Consider the following 26,288-nt stretch of genomic DNA (forward strand, 5'->3'; position numbering starts at 1 on the left):
TCCGCGGGTCGAGGGTCCCTGGCCTACCTCCGCGTGTCGGCCAGGTCCGACGTCGACGGCCCTTCCAGCAGTCTCCCGTCGGCCGTGAAGCGCGAGCCGTGCAGCGGGCAGTCCCACGACCGCTCGGCGTCGTTCCAGGAGAGGATGCCCTTGAGGTGCGGGCAGACCGCCGAGACGCGGTGCTGCACGCCGTCCACGGTGCAGACTCCGATGGGGCGCGCACCCTCGCGGATCACACGCCCCTCGCCCTCCGAGGGCGCGGCCGATGCCGTCTTCGCGAGGCCCGACAGCCAGCCCGTGACCATCTCCAGGCCCACGACGGCGTTCGCCTGCGCTGTCTGCAGGGCGTCGGCCGGGCTGACCTTCGTGCGGTAGAGCGTCTCCGCCCACGGCATGTTGCCCCCGAGGATCTCGGCCGCGAGGGCCAGGGAGGCGGCGACGGCGTTCGTCATGCCCCACTTGTTGTACCCCGTCGCCGCATAGATGTGCCCGCCGCCGGCAGGGACCTTGCCGACGTACGGCACGGCTGCGGCAGGCGTGTAGTCCTGGGCGGACCAGGCGTAGGCAGGCCGGGCGGTGGGGAAGTACTCCTGTGCCCAGCGCGTGAGGTCGTCCACCCGGGCCTGCGTGTTGGAGGTGTGCCCGACCTTGTGCCCGTTGCCACCGACGATCAGGTACTTCCTGCCGCCGACCGTGGCGGTGCGCAGGGACCGGGTGGGGGAGTCGGCGCTGAGGTACATGTCCTCCGGCACGTCGTCGTCCACGGTGAGCGCCACGCAGTACGACCGCATGGGCTGCAGCACGGCGAAGTACCCGCCGCGGTCCAGGATGGGGATGCCCGTGGCCAGCACCACGTTCGATGCCGTCACCGCGCCCGCGCTGGTCCTCAGCTCGACGCCATGGGCGCCCGCGCCTGCCTTCGTGACGCCCTCCACGCGGACGCCCTCGATCAGCACGCCGCCGTGCCTGCGGAACTCGGAGGCGAGGCCGGCGAGGACCTCGAGCGGATGGAACTGGGCCTGGTCCTTCAGCCGCAGGGTCCTCCGGACGGGGAAGGGGAGCTCCGCGGCATTGCCGAGCTCGGTGGCCAGGCCGGCCTCCGTGCAGGCCTCGTGCTCGGCGACGAGCTTCCGCGCGCCCGTGTCCGTGGTCGCGTAGTCGACGGCGTCCCGTCGTTCGTAGCCGATGCCGTGCTCGTCGCAGAAGCGCAGCAGCCAGCTCTGGCCCTCCCGGTTGCCCGTCACGTACGCCCGCGCCAGGTCGGCGTCGTGGTGCCCGAGGATGGTGGAGATGGTGGTGCCCTGGAGGAGGGAGAGCTTCGCGGTGGTGTTGCCGGTGGTCACGGCCCCCGTGGTCCGGGCCTCGAGGATCGCCACACGGTGGCCTGCCCGGGCGAGGAGGAGCGCAGTCGTCAGGCCCGTGAGGCCGGCTCCCACCACCACGGAGTCGTACCGCGCGCCCGCCTGCAGGGAGTCGGTGGGGATGGTCGGGGCGGTGTCGAGCCAGAGTGATCTCACGGTGGTCCTCTCAGGAGCCGGACGGTGATCCCACGGAACCACTAAGCCTGCTTACAGTCAAGCGCCCGGAGGCGGGCCTGAGCCCGTGTCCGAGGCGGACGCTAGGGTGGCGTCCGACGACTGTTCCCGCATGGAAGGCGCCCCCGGTGCACGTTCGACTCGTCCTGCCGCACCAACTGTTCGAGGAGCACCTCGAGGCCTCCCGGGACACGCACTTCGTGTTCCTCGAGGACGACCTCCTGTTCCGCAGCCTGCGCTTCCACCAGCAGAAACTCGTGCTGCACCGCGCGGCGATGACCATCTTCGCGCGCCGCGTTGAGGACGCCGGCTTCGGCGTGGACTACGTGGAGACATCGGCCGAGCACACCAGCCAGGAACGCCTGTCCGCCGTGCTCGCCGATCGCGGGGCCACCCTCGTGACCTACTACGACGTCGTCGACGACTGGCTCGAGCGCCGGCTCACCCGCACCCTCGCCGACGCCGCGGTGGAGGCGCGCAGCCTGGAGACGCCGCAGTTCCTCACGCCGCGGGAGGAGATCGGCACCTACTTCTCCTCGCACAACTGGCGCATGCAGACCTTCTACGAGTGGCAGCGCAAGCGGCTCGGCATCCTCGTGGAGTCCGACGCCTCCCCGACGGGTGGGAAGTGGAGCTTCGACACCGAGAACCGCAAGAAGCTGCCGAAGACGGTCGCCCTGCCGGACCTCCCCGAGTTCGAGCGTCCTCCCGAGGTGGAGGACGCCATCGCCTGGGTCGGGACCGCCTTCCCCGACAACCCCGGCAACGCGGACTCCTTCAACTGGCCCGTGACGCACCGGCAGGCCTCCGACGCACTCGAGGCCTTCCTCTCCGAGCGCTTCGAGCTGTTCGGCCCGTACGAGGACTCGATCGCCGTGGGCCAGACCTACCTGTTCCACTCGGCGCTGAGCTCCAGCATGAACACCGGGCTCCTCAGCCCTGCCGAGGTGGTGGACCTCGCACTCGACTTCGCCGGACGCCATGGGACGCCGATCGCCAGCGTGGAGGGCTTCATCCGCCAGGTCATCGGCTGGCGGGAGTACATCCGTGCGTCCTACGTGCTCCGCGGCCGGGAGATGCGGACCGGCAACACCCTGGAGCTGACGGCCGACCTGGACCCCCGGTGGTGGACCGGGGACACCGGGCTGGAACCCGTGGACTCCGTCATCACCCGCGTCCTGGACACCGCGTACGCCCACCACATCGAGCGCCTCATGATCCTCGGGAACGCGGCCCTGCTGATGCGGGCGAAGCCGGACGCCGTCTACGAGTGGTTCATGGAGATGTTCATCGACGCGTACGACTGGGTGATGGTCCCCAACGTCTACGCCATGAGCCAGTACGCGGCCGGCACCATGATCACCACCAAGCCCTATGTCAGCGGCAGCAACTACATCAAGAAGATGAGCGACTTCAAGGACGGCCCCTGGCGGTTCAGCTGGGACGCGCTCTACTGGGAGTTCGTCCGGGACTACCGGGACCTGTTCCGCCGCAACCCGCGGTCCAACATGGTGGTGGTCCTCCTCGACCGCATGGACGCCGAGCGGCGGTCCGACCTGCAGCACGAGGCGGCCCGGTGGATTCCCGGCAAGGGGTCGACGGCGGTGGACGGGTACCGGTCCGTTGACCCCGGCGCCAGGACACGGACGGAGGCGAGGGCGCCGCTGGAGGAGCGCCCCGCTGACGCACGGACGGCGCAGGAGGCACCGGCGGCCCAGTCCACGCTGCCCGGCCTATAGTCGGAACCATGGAACAGCGAACCCTTGGAAGAACCGGCCGTCCCGTCTCCGTCGTCGGCCTCGGCACCTGGCAGCTCGGCGCGGACTGGGGCGAGGTGGAGGACAAGGACGCCGTCGCGGTCCTCGACGCGGCCGTCGACGCGGGCGTGACCTTCTTCGACACGGCGGACGTCTACGGTGACGGCAGGAGCGAGACGACGATCGGGCGGTTCCTCGCGGACAACCCGGACCTCGACATCCTCGTGGGCACGAAGATGGGCCGCCGGGTCGACCAGACACCCGAGAACTACACGCTGGCCAACTTCCGCCAGTGGATCGACCGGTCACGGACCAACCTCGGCGTGGACGCCCTCGATCTCGTGCAGCTGCACTGCCCGCCGACCTCCGTCTACAGCTCCGACGAGGTCTACGACGCCCTGGACACGCTCGTCGGCGAGGGCGTCATCCGGAACTACGGCGTCAGCGTGGAGCGCACCGACGAGGCGCTCGCCGCCATCTCCCGGGGCACCACGGCGAGCGTGCAGATCATCCTCAATGCCTTCCGCCTCAAGCCCCTCGACGAGGTCCTGCCGGCGGCGAAGGCCGCCGGCGTCGGCATCATCGCGCGCGTCCCGCTCGCCTCGGGGCTGCTCTCCGGCAAGTACACGAAGGACACCGCGTTCGCCGAGAACGACCACCGCAACTACAACCGGAGCGGCGCGGCGTTCGACGTCGGCGAGACCTTCTCCGGCGTCGACTACGAGACCGGGCTGCAGGCCGCGCGCGAGTTCGCCGACCTGGTCCCGGACGGCGTCACCACCGCGCAGGCGGCCCTCGCCTGGATCATCGCGCAGGACGGCGTCAGCACGGTCATCCCCGGAGCGCGCACCCCGGAACAGGCCCGCGCCAACGCCGCTGCTGCCGGGCACGCGGACCTCGGAGCCGGGATCAGTACCGCCGTCGCCGGGATCTACGACCACCACTTCAGGGCCACCGTCCATCCGAAGTGGTGACCCGCAGGGCGCCGGGGCCCGCCGGCGGTCCGCACGTACCGCCGGCGGGTTCCGGTCGCATGGCGCCTCCGCTAGGGTGAGCAGTACCCACGTCAGACGGAGTCAGAGGACGTCTGTCATTGTTGAAGAACCGATGAAGGAATCGACATGACTGAGAACACCTCGAGCGCGAGCACCGGCGAGACCCACACCATCCGCGACTGGACCGACCTCGCCGAGGAGATGTGGTCCTACCTCACCGGCCGGGGCGCCGCCATCAACTACACGCTCCAGGACATGACCATCGAGGTCCCGCGGGACATCGGCCCCGACGCCCCGCGTGCCACCTGGAAGTTCGACGGGACGCTCCGCATCACCACGAGTGACAACACCGCCGGCACCTCCCAGGGCTGAACCGCCCCGACCGACATGGCCTCGTCACTCAGGTTCGACATCGACATCGACTTCTCGCTGGGGGAGCCGGCCACCGACGGCAAGCCGGAGGCGCGACTGTCCGGCACCGTGAGAGCGGCCGGCACCACCGTCGAGATCTTCGTCGACGACCCGGCAGCCTTCCGCGGGAACAACCTGCCCAGCATCGGGCAGGTACGGGCCTTCGCCGGGCTCCTCGCCCGCCGCGGACTCGCGGTCTCCGTCACCGGTCCCAAGGGGCCGCTGGTCAGCCTCGGCGCGGTGGAGACCTCCATGGCGCAGCGCCTGTTCACACGCTCCCCGCACATCCGGCTCGGGGCGCCGGGGACGCTCGCACCGCTGCTCGGCATCGGGCGGCGCGCGCTCGAGAAGGGCTCCGCGCCGTCGCTCCTCCCGCCGTCCACGCCGTTCCCCCTGGTACCGACGGTCAACCGCCGGATCAGGCGGACCATCACGACGACGCACTACGTGCGGGGAGGCGGCCGCCCGCGGCTCATCTTCGTGCAGAACTCGCAGGTCTGGGACGGTCAGGTGCCGCGGGAGTTCGAACTCGTGGCCGACCGCACCACGATCGGCAGCGCCGACGACGCGATGCTGAACCTCGGCGGCCTGGAGGACCTCCACGCGGAGATCCTCCACACCGAGGACGACGAGTACGTGCTGGTCCCGCACGGAGCGATCACGGGCAGCGTGAACGGCAGGGAGCCCTCGATCCTCAGGACCGGTGCGCGGATCCAGCTCGGCGCCTGGGCCCTGGCCTTCTTCCGGGAGGAGTACGCGGACCACGGCAGGCCGTTCGGCGGCCGCAACGGCGGCGAGCTGTCCTACCAGCGCCCGCAGCGCAACCCGCGGACCGGTGTCACCGAGGTGGACGGCTCGGCGGGCGTCGGCGACTTCCGACGGCAGCCACGCTGATCCCGGTCCGGGGACTGCACCCGTCGCAGGGCCCGGCAGGAGGGCACGTCCGGCATGGCCGATAGTGTCGAACTCCTGCTGGGCCCGGCGTCGGAGGGCTTTTTGCTCGAGGACTGGGCCGCGCTGGAGGCAGCAGGCCTGCCCAACCAGTCGCAGCACCAGTCCTTCAGCAACGCCCCGCACATCACGCTCGCGGCTGCCGCGCGGATCGACGACCGCTACGACGCCGACCTCGCCGCCGCCGCGGGGGACGCGCTGGAGCTGGTCACGGCCGGCTTCCTCGTCTTCCCGACGCGGCGGAAGTTCGTCCTCGCGCGGCAGGTCGTGGCCGACGTCGATCTGACCGAACTGCACCGCCGCCTCTGGGCGGCTCTCGACGGCGTCCCGGACGCCGTGCCGACCACCGTCCCGGGGGCGTGGACGCCGCACATCACCCTCGGTCACGGTCTCACCGCGGACCAGCTGGCCGTGGCGCTCGGGATCCTGCGGGACCGCCAGCTCGGACGGCTCGACGCCGGGATCGTGCGCCGCTGGGACGCGAAGGAGAAGCGCCTCGTGCTGCTCGCCGGCGGCTAGTTCCGGACTCGGCGAGCCCCGACCGGACATCGCGTCCTACCGCCGCGCGGCGTGCTTCCACTGCGGTTGCCGGGTGGCGTCACAGGGAAGCCGTTTCCGTACCCGATGCCCTCTGGCACGCCTGCGAGGCCTCCGCAGCAGAACACGGCAGACGCAGGTAAACAGCCGGGAAGGTGGATCAACGATATATCGCTCGGGCGCGTAGCGATGTATCGTTGACGCACGTGATACACCGATTCTGGAGGTCATGATGTTCAGCTTTCCTCGCTTCAACCCGGAGAACATGCACGGAGGGTTCGGACCGGCGGGCAAGTTCGGGCCCGGTCGTTTCGCCGGCGGGTTCCCGCCGCAGGGCAGATTCGGAGCGAGAGCGCGCCGGGGGGACGTCCGGGCAGCGGTGCTCATCCTGCTGGCCGAGGAGGACTCGCACGGGTACGGCCTGATCCAGAGCATCAGCGCCCGGTCCCAGGGGATGTGGGTGCCGAGTCCCGGCTCGATCTATCCGGTGCTGCAGGCGCTGGAGGAAGCCGAGCTCGTCACCGTGCTGGAGGTCGACGGCAAGCGCTTGTTCAGGATTACCGAGGCGGGCATGGCGGAGGCCGCCGCGCATGCCGAGGCGGGTCGACTACCCTGGGATCTCGGACCGCAGAGCGATCAGGAGTTCACCGACGAGGTGCGGGCTCTGGCGGCCGCGGCGCACGAACTGCGGCGGGGCGGATCGGAGGAGCAGCTGCGTCAGGCCCAGAAGATCCTGGCCAGGGCGCGGAAGGAGATGTACCTGCTTCTCGCCGACACTCCCTGAGAGAACCTCACCGCGAGAGGAACGCGCTTCCTGCAGCCCACCCTCAGGCTGATGTCGGATCACAGCTCCGCCGGTGAATCGACACATCGGGGATTCGCTGCGCAGCCGGTTCCGACACCCGGTAGGAGCGGCCCGAGCGGGACGCCGTTCATCGCCCAGGAATGAAGTGCTTGCATGTCAGGCCGAGCGCACTTGTCGCTGTAGGGCACGGAAGGCGGCAGGGCCCCGTGGTCGCCGCCGTGCATACGCGTTCGGTTCCGCCAGGACCCGGTCGTCGTGGTGCTGGCGGACTACGCGAGGCCGAATTGCCGATAACAGCGCATATGTCACCGAGAAGCAGCGCAGGCGAGTCAAGATCTAACACCGCTACCTAATTCAATACCCAACTTAAGTATCCACGCGGGTGGATCTGAAGGGTAAGCAAATGGGGCGTTCATTGATGACGACGGCTGCTAGCGCTGCCTAAAACGGGTTGATGCGGGCGGTGAGGACGGCGAGGCGGGAAGTGTTTACTTCAGGGCGGTGTTGTGCCGGTGGGTTGGAAGGCGTCCAGTGCGGGTAGTCCTTGGCCTGTCCAATCGAAGAGGGTCAGGTTGCTGTGTGTGTTGCCGGTATTCGCGTCTGCTGGAATGCCTGGACGCCAACCGGGTTCCCAGATCAGGTAGCCGGCGCCGTGACTGTCGGGGACTTCGCGGAGTACCCGGTTGAGGTCTTCGAAAAATTTTGCTTGTCCTTCAGGGGTGGGTGGGTAGCTGAATGCTTCAGGCAGGGCATTGAGGGTTGTGACGACGCTCTGGGTATTGCTGTTACTCGAGAGGGTCCACGGGTAGGCGGTTTCAGCGATGAGGATGTCCTTGCCGTACCTGGACGCCAATTCGTGGAGGTTTCGTCGAAGTGCGTCGAGCGGGCCGTGCCAAAACGGGTAGTACGACAGTCCTATGAGGTCGAAAGTGACGCCTTGCTGCTGGAGGCGGTCGAAGTAGTAGATCGACGACTCTCGATCGCCGCCGGTGTCGGAGTGAAGCATGATCTGGAGGCTGTTTCCCGGGTCGCCGAGCCTGGCTCCGTCGATTCCGGCTTTGACCAGTTCGGCGTATTCCCTCCAGTCCTCGCCGTTCTTTTTGTAGATTTGGCCGGTTGGCCAGAGCATCCCGAGCGTTGTTTCGTTGCCGATCTGCAGGATGTTGACCGGCGTGCCTTGATTGGCGAAAGCGGCCACGACCTTTCGTGTGTAGCTTTCAACGGTTTGTCGCAGCGCTTCTGGGCTCTGCCCCTGCCACGCCCTGGGTGTTTGCTGGAAAGTTCGGTCGGCCCAGGTGTCGGAGTAGTGCAGATCCAGGAGGAGTTCGAGGCCGACAGCATGGGCGCGCTTTGCCAGGGTCAGGGCGGAGTTCAGATCGCTGGTGCCGGCCGGAGGATCAACCCAAACCCGGAGCCTGACGTGGTTCGCTCCGTGGTCGGCGAGGATCTCCTCGAGCGGCGCCGTCCGGCCTCGATCGCTGAAGGTTTGGCCGATAGCTTCTTGTTGCAGTGTGAAGGAAATATCGGCGCCACGGACACTCACGGCCGACAATGACGTTGGGCGGGTCATGCAGGATCCTGCGACAATTACACCGACAATCACTACGGACGTGGTAAGAAAAACACTTATCCGCCGGGCGTTGCGCCGGCGTCTTGGATGACGCCGAGCTCCGGTCGCGTCCGCCGGGCGGTGCTTCACGAGTGGGCTCGGGCGGCGATGCAATGCTCAAGGCCAGTGACCCCGAGTTGGAGCAGGCGGCGCCGTGGGAGGGCTCGAGATCGGCCGCAGGCTATTCGAGGCGTGGTCTGCGTGGGCACATACATCAAGACAATAAACTTGTATCCGATTCTCGGGGTACTTGCGCACGAAATGTTGGTGACCCAGCGAGGTGGTTTGCGGAGGCCGCCCCGGTCTGCTGGACGGCAGGTAACGACCCAACGCAGGGCGCCGACTGGGCGATGGTGACGAGCAGAGATACCAACCCTGAGGTTCGTTACTGTTTTCACTTCACCCACTTTTTGTGACGATATGCGCTTCGGTGATTTTCAGATGCTGGGGTAGTGCCCATCTTCAGCGAATGACCCTGACTGCCGCGTATTGTTCAGCGGCCTCAAGGCGATGCACCGACCCGAGCGCGGCGGCTTGGACGAGGAGCGCACTTCCATTGGAGGGAAAAGGGGGCGGTGCCGTCTCTGACTGATAGGCGTCCATAGCCCGAGCCTTAGCAGCGACGGGCCACCCTGAAATATCTTCGAACGTGTCGAATCTGAGCCCGGTGGGGAAGAGTTCCGCCGTGTAGGCTGCGACGTGGTAAATAAATACTGCCCGGACGTACCAGTGACTTTCCTTCATGGACGTTCGGGCGGCTCTCATCCCGGCTTCATACACTGCTATGTGGTCCTGGTGAAGGTCCGGATACGGAAGATAAATCTCGTCCGGTTGGTGTTTATCAAGCAAATCATCGAAAACGGTCACGAGGCCACGTCCGGTGTAGTCGGGCTCGAGCTCAAGCCAGTGCGTCTCGCGGTGGCCCAGGAGCGCGTGGGCCACCGCCGCTTCCTGCCTGCGAGTCTCGGTTGGAATGGAACACACGGCGACGACGCACTCCTCGGGATACTTCGCGAGGAGACCGCCGCAGCCGAGTACTTCATCGTCAGCATGCGGGGCGATGATGAGGCGAGTCCGGGTGTTGTCGCGCCACTGCGCATCCTTGTGTGTCGCCGTAGCTCTGTGGTCGTTCATGTGGCCACCACAGACTGGGGGACCAGAAGGCTACGCAGCCGCGCCACTCCGGAGCCAGTGAGGGAGCGGGTGTTTTGGATTAGGGCGACGCCGGTGAAGCCGGCTCCATCCATGACGAGGGCTTCTGGTTCAGCCATGGTTCGTCCTCTCTCAAGCCAGATCCGTCGGGCAGGTCTATCTAGGGCGCGTGTCACGACGGAACTTATTGCACGAAGTGAAGGAAATAGGTGGGGTAGGCCCATACCGCGGGCACAATCAGCGCCCAGACGCCTGCTGCCAGGGCCAGGGGAACGACTGCGGTGCTGTGGAGGCTTGTGCGGAAGGCTGTGCCTGCATTGCGCGCGGATTCGAGGGCATGCAGAAGTGGGAGCGTCATGGTCACAATCCCATAGGAAACAGCGCCCAGTATGCAGAGAAATACGTATCCGAAGGCGGCAGTGGTGGTTTCGCCGATCAGAGCGGCTATGGCCATGGCTGCGGAGATGCCAGCGTAGGGAAGCACGAGGCGGACGGGGAGGGGTTCCAGCCCTCCGGTTGTCTTTGGGGTCACCAGGAAGCTGAGGGAGCTGGGCCGGAATTTCTGCATGACGGCAGCGAAAACTCCCCACGCGATGAACGGCCATCGTACGAAGGCATACAGCCAGCTCTCCCAGCTGATGAGTGGTGCTGTTGCTGGCCGTAGAAGACCCTGGCTACGGATCAACGCGGCGATGGCCAGCGTCAACAGGCTCATCGTCAGCCATCGAATGAGGAATTCGACGTAATCCACATTGACCCATGGCACGCCCGTGACTGCTGCGATCATCATCATGATCAGGCCCGCGGCGGTGGTCAGCGTGAGGAGGGGGTAGTAGGAGAGGGCGAACAGAAATCGTAGTCGCAGCGGCCAGGCGAAACGACGCAGGTGCTGCGGCACGGTGTCGATCAGCAGCATCACCAGGCTTCGGGACCACTGGAACTCCTGCGTCACCATCGCAGAGAGGTTGTGAGGCCCTTCGCCGTGCGCTTCGGCGGTGTGAGCGAAGGTGGACTTCCATCCGGCAGAAGTCAGCAGGAATGAAGTGGAGAAATCTTCGGCGAGTTCCGGACCGATGCCACCGATGCTCTGGAGCGCCGTCGTTCTGACCGCGTAGTGGGAACCGATACATGAAGGGGCGAGACCATCGGAGTGCCCAAGTTGCACGGGGCCGTGGAAGGTCGCTTCGCGGTATAAGCGCCCTCGGGCGGACCAGGAGTTTGCCGCGTTGGTGTCGCAGATGCTGGGTGCGGCGACGTAGCCGACGGCGGGGTCGGTGAAGGGCCGGATCATCTCGGCCAGGTAGGTTGGGGAGGGCACATGATCACAGTCGAGTTGCGCGACCACGTCGTACGCCAAATAGCCGTGGAGGTCGTAGAAGTAGGCGAGGTTGCCCTCCTTGCACCGTGTCCGTCGCGGCCATTGGGTGCGGTGGTATTCCGCGACTTCGTGCCTCGTCGAGATCCGGACGCCATGCTGGGCACACCACTGCTTGACTTCCGGTCCGGGGTTTTCGTCGCAGAGCCAGACATCGTAGGGGTGCGGAAACTTTTGCGCCAGCATGGCCAGAAGCGTTTTCCGTGCAAGGGGCCACGGCTCGGACGGCGCTTTCGTGACTACGAAGGCCGTTCGCAGGTCCGGTACCGGCAGGGCCGGATCGATCCGGCGGAGGCGGTTGACCACCACCAGGAAATAGCTCGGCATGTAGGTCAGGTAGAACAGCAGGGCTGAATTCAGCAGGAGTCCTGGCCATCCCACGTTGTGCTGCGGTTGAAGCCACCAGGTCCAGAAGGCGATGAACGCGATGCACCATCCGAGCGTCAGCGCGGCCACCACGGCCCGTGGACCCGGCGACAGTACGGGAATGTAGAGGCTGGAGTTCGTTTCGAGACGGGGTGCTCGGCTTCCGGCAAGGATCGGGCCGTAGGGTGTGGCGGCTGTCATCATGCTCGGTGCCGGGTTGCCGTCCCTGTGCCGTCTCGTGCCCCTTGCCCTGCGGTCCTTGAGCGAGGGCGGCGTCGCTCTGGGTTCTAGAGCTGGTGCTGTTTCTCCGCTCATGTGTTTTTCCCGGACCCCAGGAGGAAGTTCTCATAACCGGCCGGGTGTTTCTCCTGAAAGTTCCATGCGTCCCGGCACATTTCCGTAAGGTTCCGTCGTGCCGTCCAACCCAGCTCGGCGTTCGCGAGGGCAGGGGAGGCCACGAGTTCGGGTACGTCCCCGGGCCTGCGTTCGACGATTCGATAGGGGACGACATGGCCGGTGACGGCCTCGAACTCGCGAATGAGTTCGAGGACGGAGGTTCCCCTGCCGGTGCCGAGGTTGTAGGCGCGGAAGCCGCGTACCGGACCTTTTTCGAGCGCCAGTCGGTGCCCTTCGACAACGTCCATGACATGGATATAGTCCCGGACGGCCGTTCCATCCCGCGTTGGATAGTCAGCACCGAACACTTGCAGTTCATCAAGCCGGCCCGCGGCGAGTTGGGTCAGAAAGGGCACGATGTTGCCGGGGATGCCCGTGGGATCCTCCCCGATCTCCCCGCTCTCGTGAGCGCCGGTCGGGTTGAAGTAGCGCAGGGCTGTGACGGACCACTCGGGATAGCGTGCACACACGTCGGAAAGAATTTTCTCGCACATCCATTTGCTCTGGGCATACGGGTTGGTGGGGTGCACCGGCGACTTCTCTGTCAGGGGCTGCTCCAGGGCTTCCCCGTAGATGGAGCACGAGGAGGAAAAAATCATGTGCCGGAGGTCGGCACCCTGCATGACGTTGAGGAGGTTGAGCAGCCCCGACACATTGTTCGTGTAGTACTCCAGCGGTCGGTTCATGGAATCGCCGACAGCTTTGTGTGCGGCGAAATGGACCACCACATCGAGTTCGTGCCTGTTGAAGACCGTGGTCAGGGCCTCCTTATCGGCCAGGTCTGCCTGATGGACGGCAATATCGGTGCCTGTCATCCGTTGGACCTGGTCTAAAGCGGCCGCGGAACTGTTGATGAAATTATCGATCACGACGACGTCGTAGCCGTTGAGGATGAGGTCCAGGCAACAGTGGCTACCGATGAAGCCGGCTCCGCCGGTGACGAGGGCTGTGGGTCTAGTCATGCTTCTGTCCTCTCATGGGGTGTGATTCACCGGGTGGGTCGGCCCATGGCGCGAACGGTCCATCCCGCTGAGCGCCAGTGGTCGATGTCCAAAGTGTTTCTGGCATCGAGAATGTGGGGGGCGGTGACGAGAGTGGCAAGACGGAAGGGATCGAGATTTCGGTATTCCTGCCATTCCGTGACATGAAGCGTCAGCTGCGCTCCTTCAAGGGCTTTGTCGACATCCATCGTGTAGTTGAGCAACGGGTGAACGGCGCGGGCATTCTCGATAGCCTCCGGATCATGAACGCGGACGAGCGCGCCTTCGTTTTGGAGCGCGTTCGCGACGTTGAGCGCTGGCGAGTCACGGACGTCGTCGCTGTTGGGCTTGAAAGCAGCCCCAAGGACGGTGATCCTCTTATCCATGAGGGAGCCACCAAGCATCCCCCGGGCCAGATTGACCGCGCTCCGACGTCGATTGATGTTGATGGTGTCGATGCCCTTGAGGAACGTCAGCGCTTCGTCGATACCCAGTTCCTCGGCCCGGGCCAGAAAGGCGCGGATGTCTTTGGGCAGGCAGCCTCCGCCGAAGCCCACGCCAGGAGAAAGGAAGCGGTTGCCGATCCGCGCGTCGTGGCCTAACGCCGCGGCAAGGGGCATGATGTCAGCTCCCACCGCCTCACAGACTTCTGAGATCGCGTTGATGAACGAGATCTTCGTGGCCAGAAATGCGTTCGCGGAAACCTTGATAAGCTCAGCGGTAGCGACGTCCGTGGAAATGTAGGGTGTCCCTGCCTCGAGTATGTTCGAGTACAGTTCCCGCAGTGTAGCGTCGGCTTTTGCCGAGGAGACCCCCACAACAAGCCGGTCCGGGTGAAGTGTGTCATTGACCGCGAACCCCTCCCTGAGGAATTCCGGATTCCAGGCAAGTTGGACCAGTTCGCCTGCGGGAGCCAACCCGGTGGCCATCGTCGTGAGCCGGGCCGCCGTTCCCACCGGGACCGTCGACTTACCTACGATCAGGCAGGGTCGATGCAGATGCGGCGCGAGTCCTTCAATGACGGCGTCCACGAACCTCATGTCCGCTGCGGTCGATCCCGGCCGCTGTGGGGTGCCGACGCAGATGAAATGGACATCACCGAACTCTGCAGCTTCCCGCAAAGACGTGGAAAAGCGCAGGCGGCCCGAATCCAGTCCTTCACGGAGTAACTCGGGGAACCCGGGTTCATAGAACGGTGCCAGCCCCTGACCCAGCCGCTGAATCTTGGCGGCATCAACGTCCACGCCTAGAATGTCGTGTCCAAATTGGGCCATCCCAGCGGCATGAACGGCACCTAGATACCCTGTTCCAATCACGGTGATGCGCATGGCTGATCTCCTTGGAGGTGAAGTGTGGACGGGGTCAGGGGCGCTCTGTGGCACCTTGGTTCTGACCGATGGCCTTCTCAGGCAGACGCGGCAGCTAGGGGATCGGACTGTGAGGCAACCCCTTCGAACTGGGCTCCGCCAAGGCCGTCTGCGGCTGCAAACACCTCGGCTGAGCAGGAGCGGAAGTACGCGATGGCGTGGCGCAGGCCTTCTTCCGTCGAAACTTGGGGGTGCCACCCCAGCAGGGCGTTGGCGAGACTGATGTCCGGACGGCGCCGTGTCGGGTCGTCCACGGGTCGCCGATGAAATTCGACCGTCGAGGATGACCCCGTGATGTCCAGGACCATCCGGGCAAGATCTTCCACCGTCCGTTCCACCGGGTTTCCCAAGTTGATGGGTCCCCTCTCGTCGCTGTCGACCATTGCCACGATCCCGCGGATGAGGTCGTCGACATAGCAGAAGCTGCGGGTTTGCCGGCCGTCCCCGTAGATAGTCAACGGATCACCGTTGAGCGCCTGCGCGATGAAACTCGACACCACCCGCCCATCATCCGCCCTCATGCGCGGGCCAAAGGTGTTGAAAATCCGCACGATCCCGACGTTCACCCCCCGGGTGCGGGCATATGCCATCGAAATAGCCTCCGCGAAGCGCTTCGCTTCGTCATAAACGCTTCGAGGGCCGATCGAACTGACATTGCCCCAATACTGCTCATTTTGCGGGTGGACGCTGGGATCCCCATAGACCTCGCTTGTCGACGCGAGGATGAAACGTGCTCCCTTGTCATCGGCAAGCTTCAATGCATTTTCGGTTCCTCGACTGCCCACCGCCAGCGTTTCCAGGGGCAGTCGGTGATAGTCGGGTGGAGACGCGGGGCTCGCCAAGTGTGCTACAACATCGACGCGACCCCTAACTTTCAATGCTCTGCTGACATCGCCCTGTAGAAAAGCGAAGTTAGGGGCTTCGGTGAACGCTGCGATATTGCTTCGTCGGCCGGTCGAGAGGTTATCGACGCAAATTACGGAATCACCACGTTGTAGGAGGCTTTCACACAAGTGGGAGCCAAGGAAGCCAGCTCCTCCGGTAACTAGGACACGCATATTTACCCCTAACGATGCTTGAAATGGGTTATTGAGGTGAGGTGTAGAGGGCGTCAGTCCAGCGCCCTATCCCTGGCGGCGAACGCCGCCGCAGTTGGCCACAGCCAGTGCCTTGAATGGCTGGGTGGGTTGAAGATACGAGCAAACCCGTCGTCAGGGAACGATGCCTGACAAAATCCTGTACGCGCTCTGGGCGTGCTCTGTACGGGTTCGCATACTCGTCCCTGCGAGTAAACACCTACTTGCTTCCCTGCATTCCTACCCGGTTTGAGCACCATGAGAAACGGAGGTGTGACGCGTGTGAAGAAAGTAAGCGCGAATGAATGGGCCTCGCATGACGGGGCGAGCAGAACTAACGGAAGTCTGACTGTCAAGTAGCAGCTGCGTTTCCGGAGAGAACATGCTTTGAGACGGTTTATGACGGAAGAACAGACGTTGGTAGCCTAAGAAGCTTTACTTGTAGGAGATCTAGCATGATGCTCTCGCTACCTGCTACCCCAGCTTTGGCTGCAGCAGGCGATTAGTACGATTTGCGACTGCCTCGAAGCCAGGCGCCGGACTTTTCGTGCTGCAATAATTCGACCTTCACTGCTTGTCGACCCTGATGCTGACTGTAACGGCGGCTTTGGTTGCGAGTAGACCTGAGATGGCGGAAAATATTCGGCACAAAGCCGTCTTGGCAGTCGGGGGCTGAAGTGTGCTTTGGGAGGAGAGGGGCCGAAGTCCATTTGTTTGCTGTCTTAGTAAAGGATCCCTTGACTGGATGGTTGAGGTGTCCGGCAGAGGGTTGTTAAACCTCAGCATCGGCGGAGAAGCTCACGCCCATGTTCTGTCTCAACAATGTGTTTCACGTCGCCTGTTCTCAGCAAAGGAAGAACTGGCCTTTGATGAGCGGTGGGCGCGGTCGCCCAGAGCAAGCTGATACTTCCGAGGAGACATGTCCTGCCCGGCAGTCTGACCCGAAAAATCCTGACTTCGCTGATCCACCCGTGCCGGAAGCCCCGCTGAATACGGACAGCACTGCAGTAGCAGATCCTCAGCAGATTCGGACGGCATGCCAACCGCCAGATCACGTCGAGGTGCTCCGAGGCCAGGAACAGCGACCCTGTGAATCGCAGCGGTAAAAGGCTCTGCTTTCGCAGCGCTATGTGGCGGGCTCGTCCTTGGCGTCCATTGTGCGGGTCGCTTGGTGCAACGGCCGGCTCATGGCGGACTTACCCTCAGGAGGACATTTCATGGGTTAAGTGTTGGGTCAAGGCGTTGGCGATCGCTGACATTCCCGCGTCGTTGGGGTGGAACGATGAGCCGGTTTTCTCTATCGAGGGCTGGAACGCGAACACCCAGGGTTCTGCTGATCCGAGGCCGTGGTCGACGCTCAGTTTCGAGGCTTGGAGCAACTCGGCGCCGGATCGCTCGGCTGCGATCTCGTAGCCGCGGACGAGGGCTTTTTGGATGCGCAGGAAGACGGCGGTCTCGTCGGTGGAGAAAGGCCAACCCTCGCCGTGGTTCTGACCTCCGATGACGGTCACGTAGTCCACCAGGATAATGCGGGCGTGAGGTGCGCGGGCACGGACTTCGTTCACGATCTTGGCGAGTCCCTCCGCTACGGCGTTGATGCTTTGGTCGGTCGGCTCGGGAATGCCGCCGTAGACGCCCTGGGAGAGCATGGTGACCATCGGGCTGTCGGGCTGTGCTTGTGACCAGGCTGCGTAGAGCATGGATCCTGCGAATTGGAGGTCGTTTCCACCGGCGGTCACGGTGACGAGGTCGGTATCGGCGTGTACCCCATTGATCTGCGGCGGAAACGTCACTCCTGCCATGGTGATCTGTGGCGTATCGAGGATGGTGGCAGTCGTCGCACCCGAGACGGACAGGTCAACCAGGTCCGCGCCGAGGCGATCTGCCAATAAGTGGGCATAGTTGCGCGACGAGCGCATCGCATGGGCATCTTCGACCGGCTCGATTCCAGGGCCAGCGGCGAACGAGCTACCCAAGCCGACGATCTTCCGATACCTACTCATAAACTGATCCTTTCAGAACCGCTGCAGTGAAACCGCCCATATCGATCGCGCGAGTGCTTCGCTTCACTGTCCTCTGCAGGCGGTGCCCCACTCTTCTGCCGACGCACTCATGAGGAGATACCGGATCGTAGAACAGCGATGACAGCAGGAATCCTCGTAACGTCTTGGCGGGTTGTGCCCACGTATACGATGATCGCCATCAGCAGATCGATCGTCGCTGGCAGATCAGCGGTCTCCGAGATCTGTCCGGCGTCGACGGCCTCGTCAAGGCGCGCACGGATGTCTGTGAGCGCGGGGCGACCGAAGGCTTCAGCGAGTTGTGCGCCGAGCGCTGGCTCGGTCGCACTGATCGCGGTCGAGGTGCGCAGAACCTCGCCGTAGGGTCCACGCATTGTGACGGAGACCAGGCCGAGCCAGGCGTCGAGGTCCGCCCAGACGTCCGAGGTGTGCGGGACCGGGTTCCGGGGCACGGTGAGGTATCCGCCAAGGATCGCGTCGGCGACGACCGCTGACTTTGCCGGCCACCACCGGTACAGAGTGCGCTTGGCGACCCCGCTGCCGGCAACGATCGCCTCCATCGTTAAGGCGTCATACCCGCGCTCGGTAAACAGGGCTGCCGCAATCGTGAGGACCTTCTCTCGGATCCCGGGATCCCGCGGACGCCCCCGCCTCGGTGGCGGGCCACCTTCGGCTGCGTTCATACGCTGAGGCTAACACCCATCCCTTGCATTTAGGAGACGATGCGTATTCAATTACCAATGTCCACGTCAAAGGAGATGTCATGACCGAACCAATCAACCCCCCGCCCGCACCGAGCTTCCTCAGCGATGCCGCCCGTGCGGGACTGGAAGTACCCATCATGCGAACGCCGAATCCCGCGCTGGATGACACGGCAGGGTGGACGGCGTTGGTCGAACAATCCGATGTGATGATCGCCCAGATGCTGGGTGGTATGACGTTGCCGATGACTTCGGAGCTGCAGCAGATCGGCGGCGTCCCCACGTACGTCGTGGTGCCGGACGGCGCACCGAGGGGAGATGATTCGCCCGTTTTCCTCAGCGTTCACGGCGGCGGACTGATCATGGGCGGCGGCGACCTCACCCGGGTGATGACCGAGATCAGTGCGCTGAGCACACCGGTGGTGCACTGGGCGCCGGACTACCGGATGCCGCCCGCGCACCCATTCCCGGCTGCACTGGACGATGTCGTGGCGGTGTACAAGGCTCTGCTCGAGGTGCGTGACCCGTCGCGGATCATCGTCGGTGGAGGCTCGGCCGGCGGCAACCTCGCCGCCGCACTGCTGCTCCGCGCGAAAGCTGAGGGTTTGCCGATGCCTGCTGGGCTCGTCCTGCTCACCCCCGAGGTGGACCTCACCGAGTCCGGCGACAGCTTCGTCACCCTCGCCGACGTCAGCGTCGGTCTGCAGAGCCTCCGCGACGCCAACCTCCTCTACGCCGGCGGCCACGACCTGACCGATCCTTACCTCTCGCCGTTGTTCGGCGACGTGACCGAATTTCCGCCCACCCTGCTCATCTCAGGGACCCGCGACCTGTTCCTGTCCAACACGGTCCGCATGCACCGCAAGCTCCGTGAGGCGGGAGTCGATGCTGACCTGCACATCTTCGACGCGCGCCCGCACGCCGGCTACGGCAACGCGCCCGAAGAAGCCGCCGTGTCCGCGGAAACGGTGGCCTTCGTGCGCAAGCACCTCTCACTCGTGGTCTAACTCTGACGGAGAAAATCCTTTGCGCCCCGAACAGGGGCCGGAAGACCTCCTTTTCAGCAGTACACCGTGTGCCGACACTGGCCGCTCGGTTCGTCTCGAACGCCTCGAACAACTTCCAGGAGAGTTACATGACCCAGACAGCCCTCATTACTGGTGGGACCGGAGGAATGGGGCTCGCCACCGCACGAATTCTCGGCCGAGACCATCGCATCGTCCTCGCGGACCTCGATCAAGGCCGCATCGATCAAGCGGTGCGTGATCTGGCGGAGCTGGACATCGACGCCGCCGGATTCGTCTGCGACATCACCGATCAATCCTCGGTGAACCGCCTCTTCGAAAGCGCCGAAGACGGTGGGCATCACGTGCGAGCCGTTGTGCACACCGCTGGCATCAGCCCGCAGATGGGAACGCCCGGCCGCATAGCGAGCATCAACGGCATCGGCACGGTTCACGTCGCTCAAGCCTTTCTTGAGCGCGCAACCGAGGGCGACGCCCTGGTGAATGTCGCCTCAATTGCGGGCCACGGGCTACCCAAAGTTCTCATCCCGTTCCGGAGCTTCCCGCTGGCACAGACCGACCCCGCCGCGTTCGAACGCATCATCGTCAGACGTGCTCGCGTCTTTGGCAAGAAGCTTCACACCGGTGTCGCCTACGGTCTCAGCAAGGCATTCGTGATCTGGTACACCCGCTCACTCGCAGGCGCCTTCGGCAACAAAGGTGCCCGCATCGTTTCGGTGTCTCCGGGAAGCTTCGACACCCCAATGGGACAGCTTGAGAAAGACCACGGCGCGTCCGAGTTCCTGAAAGTTTCCGCCATCAAACGCTTCGGACACCCCGAAGAGATTGCCGCCGTTCTCGCCTTCTGCGCCAGTGAAGCACCTGGCTACCTCACCGGCACCGACATCCTCGTTGACGGCGGCACACGCGCCGGCCAGGAAGTCAAGGAGAAATGATCGCCAAACGTCTTATCGACAGTGGTCCATGGAGCACTCGACGCGTGTGTCGTTTCTCGCAGTTCTCTGCACGACAGGGTGCATGGTTCCGGCGTTCGTGCAGAGGAGTGTGAGTATCTGGTTCTCACACTCCTCTGCACTAGCCTGCATCCAGCGATAGATGGACGTCGCAGCGGCCAGGCATGGGATCACTTTTTCTTGAGTACGCGTTCGCCGTCGGGGCGGATCTCCCCGGTGGGTGAGACGTGTCGGTAGAGCGTTTGGCGGGAGATGCCGAGTTCTCTGCAGAGTTCGCCGATGTTCGTTTCGGGCTTGCCCATCGACGCCATGGCCAAACGCACCTTCCCTGGCGTCATCGTGAACGGTCGACCACCGACCCGGCCGCGCGCTCGAGCGGAGGCAAGGCCGGCGACGGTCCGCTCGGAGATCAGCTCCCGCTCGAATTCGGCGAGGGCGGCGAAGATTCCGAACACGAGCTTTCCTGCTGCGGTGGTCGTGTCGATCGCGGCACCCTGTCCGGTGAGGACTTTCAGTCCGACGCCGCGGGCGGTGAGGTCGTGCACCGTGTTCACCAGGTGGTGCAGGTTCCGGCCGAGCCGGTCGAGCTTCCACACGATCAACGTGTCCCCGCTCCGCAGGGCCTTCAAGCACGAGACCAGCCCGGGTCGGTCATCCTTTTTCCCCGAGGCGAGGTCCTCGTACAGCTGGGCCTCGTTGACGCCGGCGTCGAGCAGAGCGTCCCGCTGCGGGTCGGTGGTCTGCGACCCGTCGGACTTCGACACGCGCATGTAGCCCACGAGCATCCCAAATCTCCTGTCACTTATACGACCGTATTCGCTACAGATGGCGTAGGTGCCGCTGATCGGCTCGTAGAAGCTCGTTTCCTGTAGCGATACTCAGTGCCAGAATCTATGCTCCACTTCTGCTCTCGCATGACGAGTTCCGCTACATTGGAGGGCATGGGTCACCTTCTGGGGTACGCGCGAGTGTCGACAACTGATCAGGATGCCGCGCTGCAGGTCGATGCACTGAATGCTGCTGGCTGCTATCGGGTGTTCGTCGACACCATTTCGGGGTCCCTCGATAAGCGCCCGGAACTCACCAAACTGTTGGATCAGCTGCGCCCAGGAGACACGCTCGTGGTGTGGCGGCTCGACCGCCTCGGCCGATCCATCCGGCACCTCATTGACCAGCTCACCGCACTCCAGGACAAGGGCATTGGGTTCAAGTCCCTGCAGGAAACCATTGATACGACCTCACCGGGCGGCCGACTGGTCTTTCACGTTTTCGCCGCTCTCGCCGAGTTCGAGCGAGACCTTATTAAGGAGCGCACCAACGCCGGCCTTGAGGCAGCCCGCGCTCGAGGTCGCACCGGTGGGCGCCCACCACGACTGAGTCCTCACCAGGTCACTGCCGCGCGGCGCATGTATGAGCAGCAGGACATGACCGTCGAACAGATCGGGAAGGTCCTCGGTGTCAGCAGGACCACGATCTACCGGACGTTGAAGCGAGACCATGCGACACCGACCAAAGGCCGTAAACCGAAGGTGAAGCCGGCGGCGTAGATGGCAGAAGGTCACGCCCCAACGGGTTCCTCGTCCACCCCAGCGGACGTGGTCACTGAACGCTGGTCCTACCTCCGCCTCAACGTCGAAGACGATATTCCCCTGGCGGCAATTGCGCGAGAGAGCGGCATCCCGTTGCGGACTCTCGAACGCTGGAAACACACCTACAAAGTCCAGGGGCTGCAGGGGCTGAAGCCCAAACAGCGCACCCGACCTGAATCTCTTACTCCGGACGTCGTGCGCATGATTGAAGGGTTCGCCCTCGTCCGACCCCGACGATCCATTGCCTCCATCACGCGCACGATGACAAAGATCTGTGCGGAGAAGGGCTGGCCGATACCGACCTATGCACAGGTTCGAAAGGTCGTCGCTGACCTCGATCCCGGGATGAGAGTGCTTGCACTGGAAGGACCGGTGGCGTACCGCGACAAGTATGAGCTGGCGCTACGCCGCCAGGCCGATCAACCCAACGCGATCTGGCAAGCCGACCACACCATGCTCGACATCCTCATCCTCGATACCCAGGGGAAGCCTGTCCGCCCATGGCTGACCATCATCCTCGACGACCATTCCCGGGCAATCGCCGGCTACATGGTGTTCCTCAGCGCTCCAACCTCCATGAACACAGCCCTCGCGCTGCGTCAGGCAATCTGGCCCAAAAACGACCCGGCTTGGCCGATCTGTGGAATACCCGACGTCCTCTACGTCGACCACGGCTCCGACTTCACCAGCCACCACCTCACCCACGTCACCAACGACCTGCGGATCCGGATGATCCACTCCGCCGTCGCCCGACCCCAGGGCCGCGGGAAGGTGGAACGATTCTTCGGCACCATCAACACCGAGCTCCTCGCCGAACTGCCCGGACACATCACAACAGGGCGCTCCCACCCGACGCCCACACTGACGCTCGGCACCCTCCCCACCGCCCTGCACGAGCTCATCGTGAACACCTACAACCACCGCCGACACAGCGAAACAAAGCTCACCCCCACCAACGCGTGGATCGCCGGCGGGTGGATGCCGCGCCTACCCGACACCCTCGAGCAACTCGACGAACTCCTCCTGACCGTCCAGGCACCTCGCCGGGTCCAACGCGACGGCATCCGCTTCCAGGGCCTGCGCTACATCAGCCCGATTCTTGCCAGCTACGTCGGGGAGACCATCACCATCCGATACGACCCCAGAGACATCAGCGAAATCCGCGTCTTCCACCGCGACAGCTTCGTCTGCAACGCCATCAACCCCACCTACGAGCACACAAGCATCGGCATCAAGGAAATCCAAGCCGCTCGAACTGCCCGCCGCCGCCAGCTTCGAACCCACATCAACGAACACATCACAACCTTCCCCGCTCACGGTCTAGAACCTGAGCAGGACGAACCATCACCTCCTGCCGCACCGCCACACACCACACCGCGGCCACGGCTGCGCCTCTACGAGGAGGACTGATGACAGGCCGCTTCATTGCCACCAAGGAGCATCGTCGATTCGTTGAGTTCGCCAACGCCGTGCGCAAGCAACGCACTATCGGAATCTGTTTCGGGCCCGCCGGCGTCGGCAAAACCCTCTCCGCCCGTCGCTACGCACACTGGGACACCATCGAACCTCTCGTCCACACCTGGGGGCCCCGCGACGAAAGTGACGAAAAGGCGTGGGCTGCAGCTGATCAGACCCGCACCGTCCTCTACACCCCACCCGTCCTCGCCCGACCCAAACAACTCCGGGACGAACTCGACCTCTATATCGATCGCACCGGAATCTGCATCGAACACCACATGATTACCACCGGATACAAGCCACCCACCTCCGGACGAGCAGCAGCATGGCACAAGTTCGTCGAACTGCTCATCGTCGACGAAGCCGAACGCCTCAACTCCACGGCACTGGAAATCCTCCGCGACCGACACGACCGCCAAAACACGGCAGTGATCTTCATTGGAATGCCAGGACTCGACAAACAGTTCAGCCGCTACCCCCAGCTCTACAGCCGGCTCGGCTTCGCCCACCAATACCGACCACTAGGACACGACGAGCTCGTATTCGTTCTGCACCGCCAATGGGCCCGCTTGGGCCAGAAGTTCGATCCGGAGGACTTCACCGATGCCCAAGCAGCCGCCACCATCGAACGCATAACCCGAGGGAACTTCCGACTCCTCGAACGGCTCTTCCCCCAGATCGATCGCATCCTCAAAATCAACGACCTCCATGTCATCACCAACGACGTCGTCGAAGCAGCCCGCAGCACACTCGTCATCGGGACCAATTGATTGATCAAGCCCGCCAGTCATCGTGCAAGAACCCCGCCACTTCCGCTGAAAGTCACATCATGAGATGACGCCGCCGACCGTCACGTAACTGTTCACTTATTCTACGGTGCGTGAACGTTTCGATTCCCGGTTATGTGACGAGGGGTAGTTGGGAGCAACGTCGTGTTTGATGCGGCCCAAGTCGAGAGGAGCCGCAACCCGTCTTCGGATGGGCTGCCGGGCGTTGCGCTGTAGGTGTACAGCATCATGCCGGGGGCGGCGACGAGTTCGAGCACGTCGAAGTCGACGGTGAGTTCGCCGACGATGCGGTGGCGAATGAGTTTCGCGCCGGCTTTTTGTTGCAGCACATTGTGGGCGCCCCAGCGTGCGCGGAATTCATCGCTGCGCGTGGAGAGTTCTCCGATCAGGTCGGAGAGGTCTTTGTCGAGAGGGTCGCGGCCGGCGGCGGCACGGAGGAGGGCGACGACGTCGGTGGCGGCAGCGTTCCAGTCGGGGGCGAAATCGCGTCCTCGGGGGTCGAGGAAGATGAATTGGGCGTGGTTGGCCTTGCCGGTGGGGTTGTCCCAGTGGTCGAGGTAGAAGGCGCGGCCGAGCTGATTGGTGGCGAGCATGTCGAGTCGGCTGTTTTGAACCACCGCGGGGATAGTCGTCATCGCGTCGAGCATCCGCTGCACCGACGGACGGACCCCGGTGGGTTTGGCGCGAGGACGGGCTGGACGGATGTGTGTGTCGGCGGTGCGCATCAAGTCGCGCAGGTGGCGTTCTTCGGTGTCGTCGAGGCGCAGGGCGTGGCTAAGGGAGACGAGCACGCTTTCGGAAACGCCTTTGAGGCTTCCGCGCTCGAGGCGGCTGTAGTACTCGACGCTGATCTCGGCCAGTTGGGCGACCTCATCACGACGGAGGCCCGGTACGCGGCGGCGTCCGTAGGAGCGCAGACCGACCTGTTCGGGCGTGAGCCGCGCACGGCGGGAGGTCAGGAACTCCCGGATGTCGTTGTGCGTGTCCATGCCCTCACAGTACGACCGGCATGTATGGGTAGCCATTCCCTGCCAGTACACGGATAACCCGTGACTGTTTTGTCCCGATCCGACCGGGTTGTCTTGATTGTGTTCGCACGTCACTGTCGTCGTCGGCATACCCACCCTGTCCACGATCAGAAGGACCGACATCACCATGACCCACACCACACTCGGCGCCGGGAATCGGCAGAAACTTCCCGCGGTTGTGCCGCTGCTCGCTCTTGGCACATTTCTGATGTGCACGACCGAGTACATCATCGCCGGACTGCTGCCCGAGATCTCCGCCGACTTCGGGGTCAGCCTCGCCCAGGTCGGGCTGCTGATCACCGTTTTCGCCCTCGGCATGATCGTCGGCGCCCCGGTCATGGCGATCGCCACCCTGCGCCTACCCCGCCGCCTCACCCTCGTTCTCGCGCTACTGGTATTTGCTGCCAGCCACATCGTCGGAGCCCTCAGCGTCTCCTTTGAGATCGCGCTGATCGCTCGCATCGCCGCCGCCCTCGCAACCGGCGCGTTCTGGTCGGTCGCCTCCGTCGTGGCGATGACCGCCGCCGGCGCCGCTCTCAGCTCACGCGCCCTCGGGGTGATGATGAGCGGAGTCGGACTCGCGACCGTCGCCGGTGTGCCGCTCGGCGCACTCGTCGGCCAGCTGATCGGCTGGCGCGGCGCATTCTGGTCCCTCGCGATCCTCGCCGTGATCGCTGCCGCTGTCATCGGACGGTTCGCCCCCGCCGACACCCAACAGGCCCCAGCATCGATGACCCGGGAACTGCAAGCATTCCGCAGCGGCCGCATCTGGCTGCTCGTGCTAGCCACCGCCGCAGTCACCGGCGGCGTCATGGCCGCATTCAGCTACATCTCGCCACTACTCACCGACCGCACCGGGCTCCCCTCTTGGGCAGTCCCGCTCGTCCTCGTGGGCCTCGGAATCGGCTCCCTTGTGGGAACGAACCTCGGTGGACGCCTCGGTGACCGCAACCCGGTCCGAACTTTTATCGGTGCCGCAATCATCGGCACCACCGTGCTCGCTCTGCTCATCCCACTGTCGGTGAACCCTGTAGCAACCATCATGCTCGTGGTGGTGCTCGGAGTCGCCGGAATGAGTGTTCCCCCGGTCGCGACATCCCTCGCGGTGAAGTTCGCCAGCACCGCTCCGACGCTGGCCGCGGCGATCGCTGTCTCCGCCTTCAATCTGGGCATAGCCGCCGGCTCGTTCGTCGCTGGACAGGCCCTCGAATCCGACGTCGGTGTCGTCGGCCCCGAAGTGGTCGGAGCCATCATGGTCGCCATCGGCCTGATCCCACTCGCGATCCTCGCCACCACCCGCGCCGACCGACACAACGCAGCACCGACCGCAGCGGACACCGCCCCCACCGGAACCACAGTCGCACCGACAGTCTCGGAGCCCACTGCCGTCGAGGCGTAGCTTTCACGAACTTT

23 protein-coding genes are annotated in these 26,288 nt (G+C 64.2%); 12 read left to right on the forward strand and 11 right to left on the reverse strand.

Translation table 11 applies throughout. The annotated features are described in order from the left end of the window. Positions 1 to 23: 23 nt before the first annotated feature. Positions 24 to 1,517 carry an FAD-dependent oxidoreductase gene (locus tag ACX80K_RS15305; RefSeq protein WP_459272753.1) on the reverse strand — a complete coding sequence of 498 codons (1,494 nt, stop codon included), beginning with the start codon at positions 1,515 to 1,517 and terminating at the stop codon, positions 24 to 26. 146 nt (positions 1,518 to 1,663) lie between these two features. On the opposite strand from ACX80K_RS15305, the gene ACX80K_RS15310 reads away from it, so the two are divergent. The 6 genes from ACX80K_RS15310 (at position 1,664) to ACX80K_RS15335 (ending at position 6,970) form a co-directional block, all read left to right on the forward strand. Beyond that, a complete protein-coding gene (locus ACX80K_RS15310) occupies positions 1,664 to 3,274 on the forward strand; it encodes a cryptochrome/photolyase family protein (protein ID WP_459272754.1) in 1,611 nt (536 codons plus the stop codon). A gap of 8 nt (positions 3,275 to 3,282) precedes the next feature. After that, a complete protein-coding gene (locus ACX80K_RS15315; protein ID WP_459272755.1) occupies positions 3,283 to 4,266 on the forward strand; it encodes an aldo/keto reductase in 984 nt (327 codons plus the stop codon). Positions 4,267 to 4,413: 147 nt separating this feature from the next. Further along, complete coding sequence (locus ACX80K_RS15320; RefSeq protein ID WP_459272756.1) at positions 4,414 to 4,659, forward strand: hypothetical protein; 246 nt, start codon at positions 4,414 to 4,416, stop codon at positions 4,657 to 4,659. Between the two features lie 15 nt (positions 4,660 to 4,674). Beyond that, a complete protein-coding gene (locus ACX80K_RS15325) occupies positions 4,675 to 5,592 on the forward strand; it encodes an FHA domain-containing protein (protein ID WP_459272758.1) in 918 nt (305 codons plus the stop codon). Positions 5,593 to 5,646: 54 nt separating this feature from the next. Then, positions 5,647 to 6,168 carry a 2'-5' RNA ligase family protein gene (locus tag ACX80K_RS15330; RefSeq protein ID WP_459272759.1) on the forward strand — a complete coding sequence of 174 codons (522 nt, stop codon included), beginning with the start codon at positions 5,647 to 5,649 and terminating at the stop codon, positions 6,166 to 6,168. A 250-nt stretch (positions 6,169 to 6,418) separates the two neighbouring features. Further along, entirely contained in the window at positions 6,419 to 6,970 is a 552-nt protein-coding gene (locus tag ACX80K_RS15335) for a PadR family transcriptional regulator (RefSeq protein ID WP_459272760.1), read from the forward strand. A 514-nt stretch (positions 6,971 to 7,484) separates the two neighbouring features. Here ACX80K_RS15335 and ACX80K_RS15340 read toward each other — a convergent pair. The 8 genes from ACX80K_RS15340 to ACX80K_RS15375 form a co-directional block, all read right to left on the reverse strand. After that, positions 7,485 to 8,561: a glycoside hydrolase family 53 protein gene (locus ACX80K_RS15340; protein ID WP_459272761.1), complete on the reverse strand. Its 1,077-nt coding sequence runs from the start codon at positions 8,559 to 8,561 to the stop codon at positions 7,485 to 7,487. Positions 8,562 to 9,062: 501 nt separating this feature from the next. Continuing rightward, complete coding sequence (locus tag ACX80K_RS15345) at positions 9,063 to 9,734, reverse strand: PIG-L deacetylase family protein (RefSeq protein WP_459272762.1); 672 nt, start codon at positions 9,732 to 9,734, stop codon at positions 9,063 to 9,065. A 202-nt stretch (positions 9,735 to 9,936) separates the two neighbouring features. Next, a complete protein-coding gene (locus ACX80K_RS15350) occupies positions 9,937 to 11,697 on the reverse strand; it encodes a glycosyltransferase family 2 protein (RefSeq protein ID WP_459272763.1) in 1,761 nt (586 codons plus the stop codon). Between the two features lie 107 nt (positions 11,698 to 11,804). Next, positions 11,805 to 12,851 carry a UDP-glucose 4-epimerase GalE gene (gene galE, locus ACX80K_RS15355; RefSeq protein ID WP_459272764.1) on the reverse strand — a complete coding sequence of 349 codons (1,047 nt, stop codon included), beginning with the start codon at positions 12,849 to 12,851 and terminating at the stop codon, positions 11,805 to 11,807. A 26-nt stretch (positions 12,852 to 12,877) separates the two neighbouring features. Continuing rightward, positions 12,878 to 14,197, reverse strand: coding sequence for a UDP-glucose dehydrogenase family protein (locus tag ACX80K_RS15360; protein ID WP_459272765.1), 1,320 nt, complete (start codon positions 14,195 to 14,197; stop codon positions 12,878 to 12,880). 77 nt (positions 14,198 to 14,274) lie between these two features. Continuing rightward, a complete protein-coding gene (locus tag ACX80K_RS15365) occupies positions 14,275 to 15,294 on the reverse strand; it encodes a UDP-glucuronic acid decarboxylase family protein (RefSeq protein WP_459272767.1) in 1,020 nt (339 codons plus the stop codon). Positions 15,295 to 16,514: 1,220 nt separating this feature from the next. Continuing rightward, the gene (locus tag ACX80K_RS15370) at positions 16,515 to 17,315 is read right to left on the reverse strand and encodes an SGNH/GDSL hydrolase family protein (protein WP_459272768.1); all 801 of its coding nucleotides are present in this window, start codon (positions 17,313 to 17,315) and stop codon (positions 16,515 to 16,517) included. Between the two features lie 107 nt (positions 17,316 to 17,422). Then, a complete protein-coding gene (locus ACX80K_RS15375) occupies positions 17,423 to 18,016 on the reverse strand; it encodes a TetR/AcrR family transcriptional regulator (RefSeq protein ID WP_459272769.1) in 594 nt (197 codons plus the stop codon). 80 nt (positions 18,017 to 18,096) lie between these two features. On the opposite strand from ACX80K_RS15375, the gene ACX80K_RS15380 reads away from it, so the two are divergent. Together ACX80K_RS15380 and ACX80K_RS15385 are read left to right on the forward strand one after the other, a co-directional pair. Next, positions 18,097 to 19,041: an alpha/beta hydrolase fold domain-containing protein gene (locus ACX80K_RS15380; protein WP_459272770.1), complete on the forward strand. Its 945-nt coding sequence runs from the start codon at positions 18,097 to 18,099 to the stop codon at positions 19,039 to 19,041. A gap of 128 nt (positions 19,042 to 19,169) precedes the next feature. Beyond that, entirely contained in the window at positions 19,170 to 19,994 is an 825-nt protein-coding gene (locus tag ACX80K_RS15385) for an SDR family NAD(P)-dependent oxidoreductase (protein WP_459272771.1), read from the forward strand. A gap of 188 nt (positions 19,995 to 20,182) precedes the next feature. Here ACX80K_RS15385 and ACX80K_RS15390 read toward each other — a convergent pair whose 3' ends face one another. Then, on the reverse strand, positions 20,183 to 20,797 hold the full coding sequence (locus ACX80K_RS15390) for a recombinase family protein (RefSeq protein WP_459272772.1): 615 nt from the start codon (positions 20,795 to 20,797) through the stop codon (positions 20,183 to 20,185). A 156-nt stretch (positions 20,798 to 20,953) separates the two neighbouring features. On the opposite strand from ACX80K_RS15390, the gene ACX80K_RS15395 reads away from it, so the two are divergent. Genes ACX80K_RS15395 through ACX80K_RS15405 form a run of 3 tightly spaced genes read left to right on the forward strand, consistent with a single transcriptional unit; the run spans position 20,954 to position 23,829 of the window. Beyond that, positions 20,954 to 21,559: a recombinase family protein gene (locus tag ACX80K_RS15395; RefSeq protein ID WP_459272773.1), complete on the forward strand. Its 606-nt coding sequence runs from the start codon at positions 20,954 to 20,956 to the stop codon at positions 21,557 to 21,559. A 48-nt stretch (positions 21,560 to 21,607) separates the two neighbouring features. Then, positions 21,608 to 23,011 (forward strand): transposase, encoded by a 1,404-nt coding sequence (locus ACX80K_RS15400; protein WP_459272774.1) that lies wholly within the window; start codon positions 21,608 to 21,610, stop codon positions 23,009 to 23,011. Next, positions 23,011 to 23,829 carry an AAA family ATPase gene (locus ACX80K_RS15405; RefSeq protein ID WP_459272775.1) on the forward strand — a complete coding sequence of 273 codons (819 nt, stop codon included), beginning with the start codon at positions 23,011 to 23,013 and terminating at the stop codon, positions 23,827 to 23,829. Before ACX80K_RS15400 ends, ACX80K_RS15405 begins: the two co-directional genes overlap by 1 nt. Before the next feature lie 101 nt (positions 23,830 to 23,930). Here the strand turns inward: ACX80K_RS15405 and ACX80K_RS15410 are convergent, their stop codons facing one another. Then, positions 23,931 to 24,836 (reverse strand): helix-turn-helix domain-containing protein, encoded by a 906-nt coding sequence (locus tag ACX80K_RS15410; protein WP_459272776.1) that lies wholly within the window; start codon positions 24,834 to 24,836, stop codon positions 23,931 to 23,933. Positions 24,837 to 25,002: 166 nt separating this feature from the next. Between ACX80K_RS15410 and ACX80K_RS15415 the strand changes: the two genes are divergently transcribed. Beyond that, positions 25,003 to 26,274, forward strand: coding sequence for an MFS transporter (locus ACX80K_RS15415; RefSeq protein ID WP_459272777.1), 1,272 nt, complete (start codon positions 25,003 to 25,005; stop codon positions 26,272 to 26,274). Positions 26,275 to 26,288 lie beyond the last annotated feature (14 nt).

The organism is Arthrobacter sorbitolis (genome assembly GCF_054510995.1).

Bases quoted from the DNA above. Each gene is read 5' to 3' on its own strand.
- ACX80K_RS15405 (WP_459272775.1), top strand. From the start codon at position 23,011: ATGACAGGCCGCTTCATTGCCACCAAGGAGCATCGTCGATTCGTTGAG.
- galE (WP_459272764.1), bottom strand. From the start codon at position 12,851: ATGACTAGACCCACAGCCCTCGTCACCGGCGGAGCCGGCTTCATCGGT.
- ACX80K_RS15315 (WP_459272755.1), top strand. From the start codon at position 3,283: ATGGAACAGCGAACCCTTGGAAGAACCGGCCGTCCCGTCTCCGTCGTC.
- ACX80K_RS15350 (WP_459272763.1), bottom strand. From the start codon at position 11,697: ATGATGACAGCCGCCACACCCTACGGCCCGATCCTTGCCGGAAGCCGA.
- ACX80K_RS15370 (WP_459272768.1), bottom strand. From the start codon at position 17,315: ATGAGTAGGTATCGGAAGATCGTCGGCTTGGGTAGCTCGTTCGCCGCT.
- ACX80K_RS15330 (WP_459272759.1), top strand. From the start codon at position 5,647: ATGGCCGATAGTGTCGAACTCCTGCTGGGCCCGGCGTCGGAGGGCTTT.
- ACX80K_RS15320 (WP_459272756.1), top strand. From the start codon at position 4,414: ATGACTGAGAACACCTCGAGCGCGAGCACCGGCGAGACCCACACCATC.
- ACX80K_RS15410 (WP_459272776.1), bottom strand. From the start codon at position 24,836: ATGGACACGCACAACGACATCCGGGAGTTCCTGACCTCCCGCCGTGCG.
- ACX80K_RS15385 (WP_459272771.1), top strand. From the start codon at position 19,170: ATGACCCAGACAGCCCTCATTACTGGTGGGACCGGAGGAATGGGGCTC.
- ACX80K_RS15345 (WP_459272762.1), bottom strand. From the start codon at position 9,734: ATGAACGACCACAGAGCTACGGCGACACACAAGGATGCGCAGTGGCGC.
- ACX80K_RS15395 (WP_459272773.1), top strand. From the start codon at position 20,954: ATGGGTCACCTTCTGGGGTACGCGCGAGTGTCGACAACTGATCAGGAT.
- ACX80K_RS15340 (WP_459272761.1), bottom strand. From the start codon at position 8,561: ATGACCCGCCCAACGTCATTGTCGGCCGTGAGTGTCCGTGGCGCCGAT.
- ACX80K_RS15380 (WP_459272770.1), top strand. From the start codon at position 18,097: ATGACCGAACCAATCAACCCCCCGCCCGCACCGAGCTTCCTCAGCGAT.
- ACX80K_RS15375 (WP_459272769.1), bottom strand. From the start codon at position 18,016: ATGAACGCAGCCGAAGGTGGCCCGCCACCGAGGCGGGGGCGTCCGCGG.
- ACX80K_RS15390 (WP_459272772.1), bottom strand. From the start codon at position 20,797: ATGCTCGTGGGCTACATGCGCGTGTCGAAGTCCGACGGGTCGCAGACC.
- ACX80K_RS15415 (WP_459272777.1), top strand. From the start codon at position 25,003: ATGACCCACACCACACTCGGCGCCGGGAATCGGCAGAAACTTCCCGCG.
- ACX80K_RS15325 (WP_459272758.1), top strand. From the start codon at position 4,675: ATGGCCTCGTCACTCAGGTTCGACATCGACATCGACTTCTCGCTGGGG.
- ACX80K_RS15335 (WP_459272760.1), top strand. From the start codon at position 6,419: ATGTTCAGCTTTCCTCGCTTCAACCCGGAGAACATGCACGGAGGGTTC.
- ACX80K_RS15365 (WP_459272767.1), bottom strand. From the start codon at position 15,294: ATGCGTGTCCTAGTTACCGGAGGAGCTGGCTTCCTTGGCTCCCACTTG.
- ACX80K_RS15360 (WP_459272765.1), bottom strand. From the start codon at position 14,197: ATGCGCATCACCGTGATTGGAACAGGGTATCTAGGTGCCGTTCATGCC.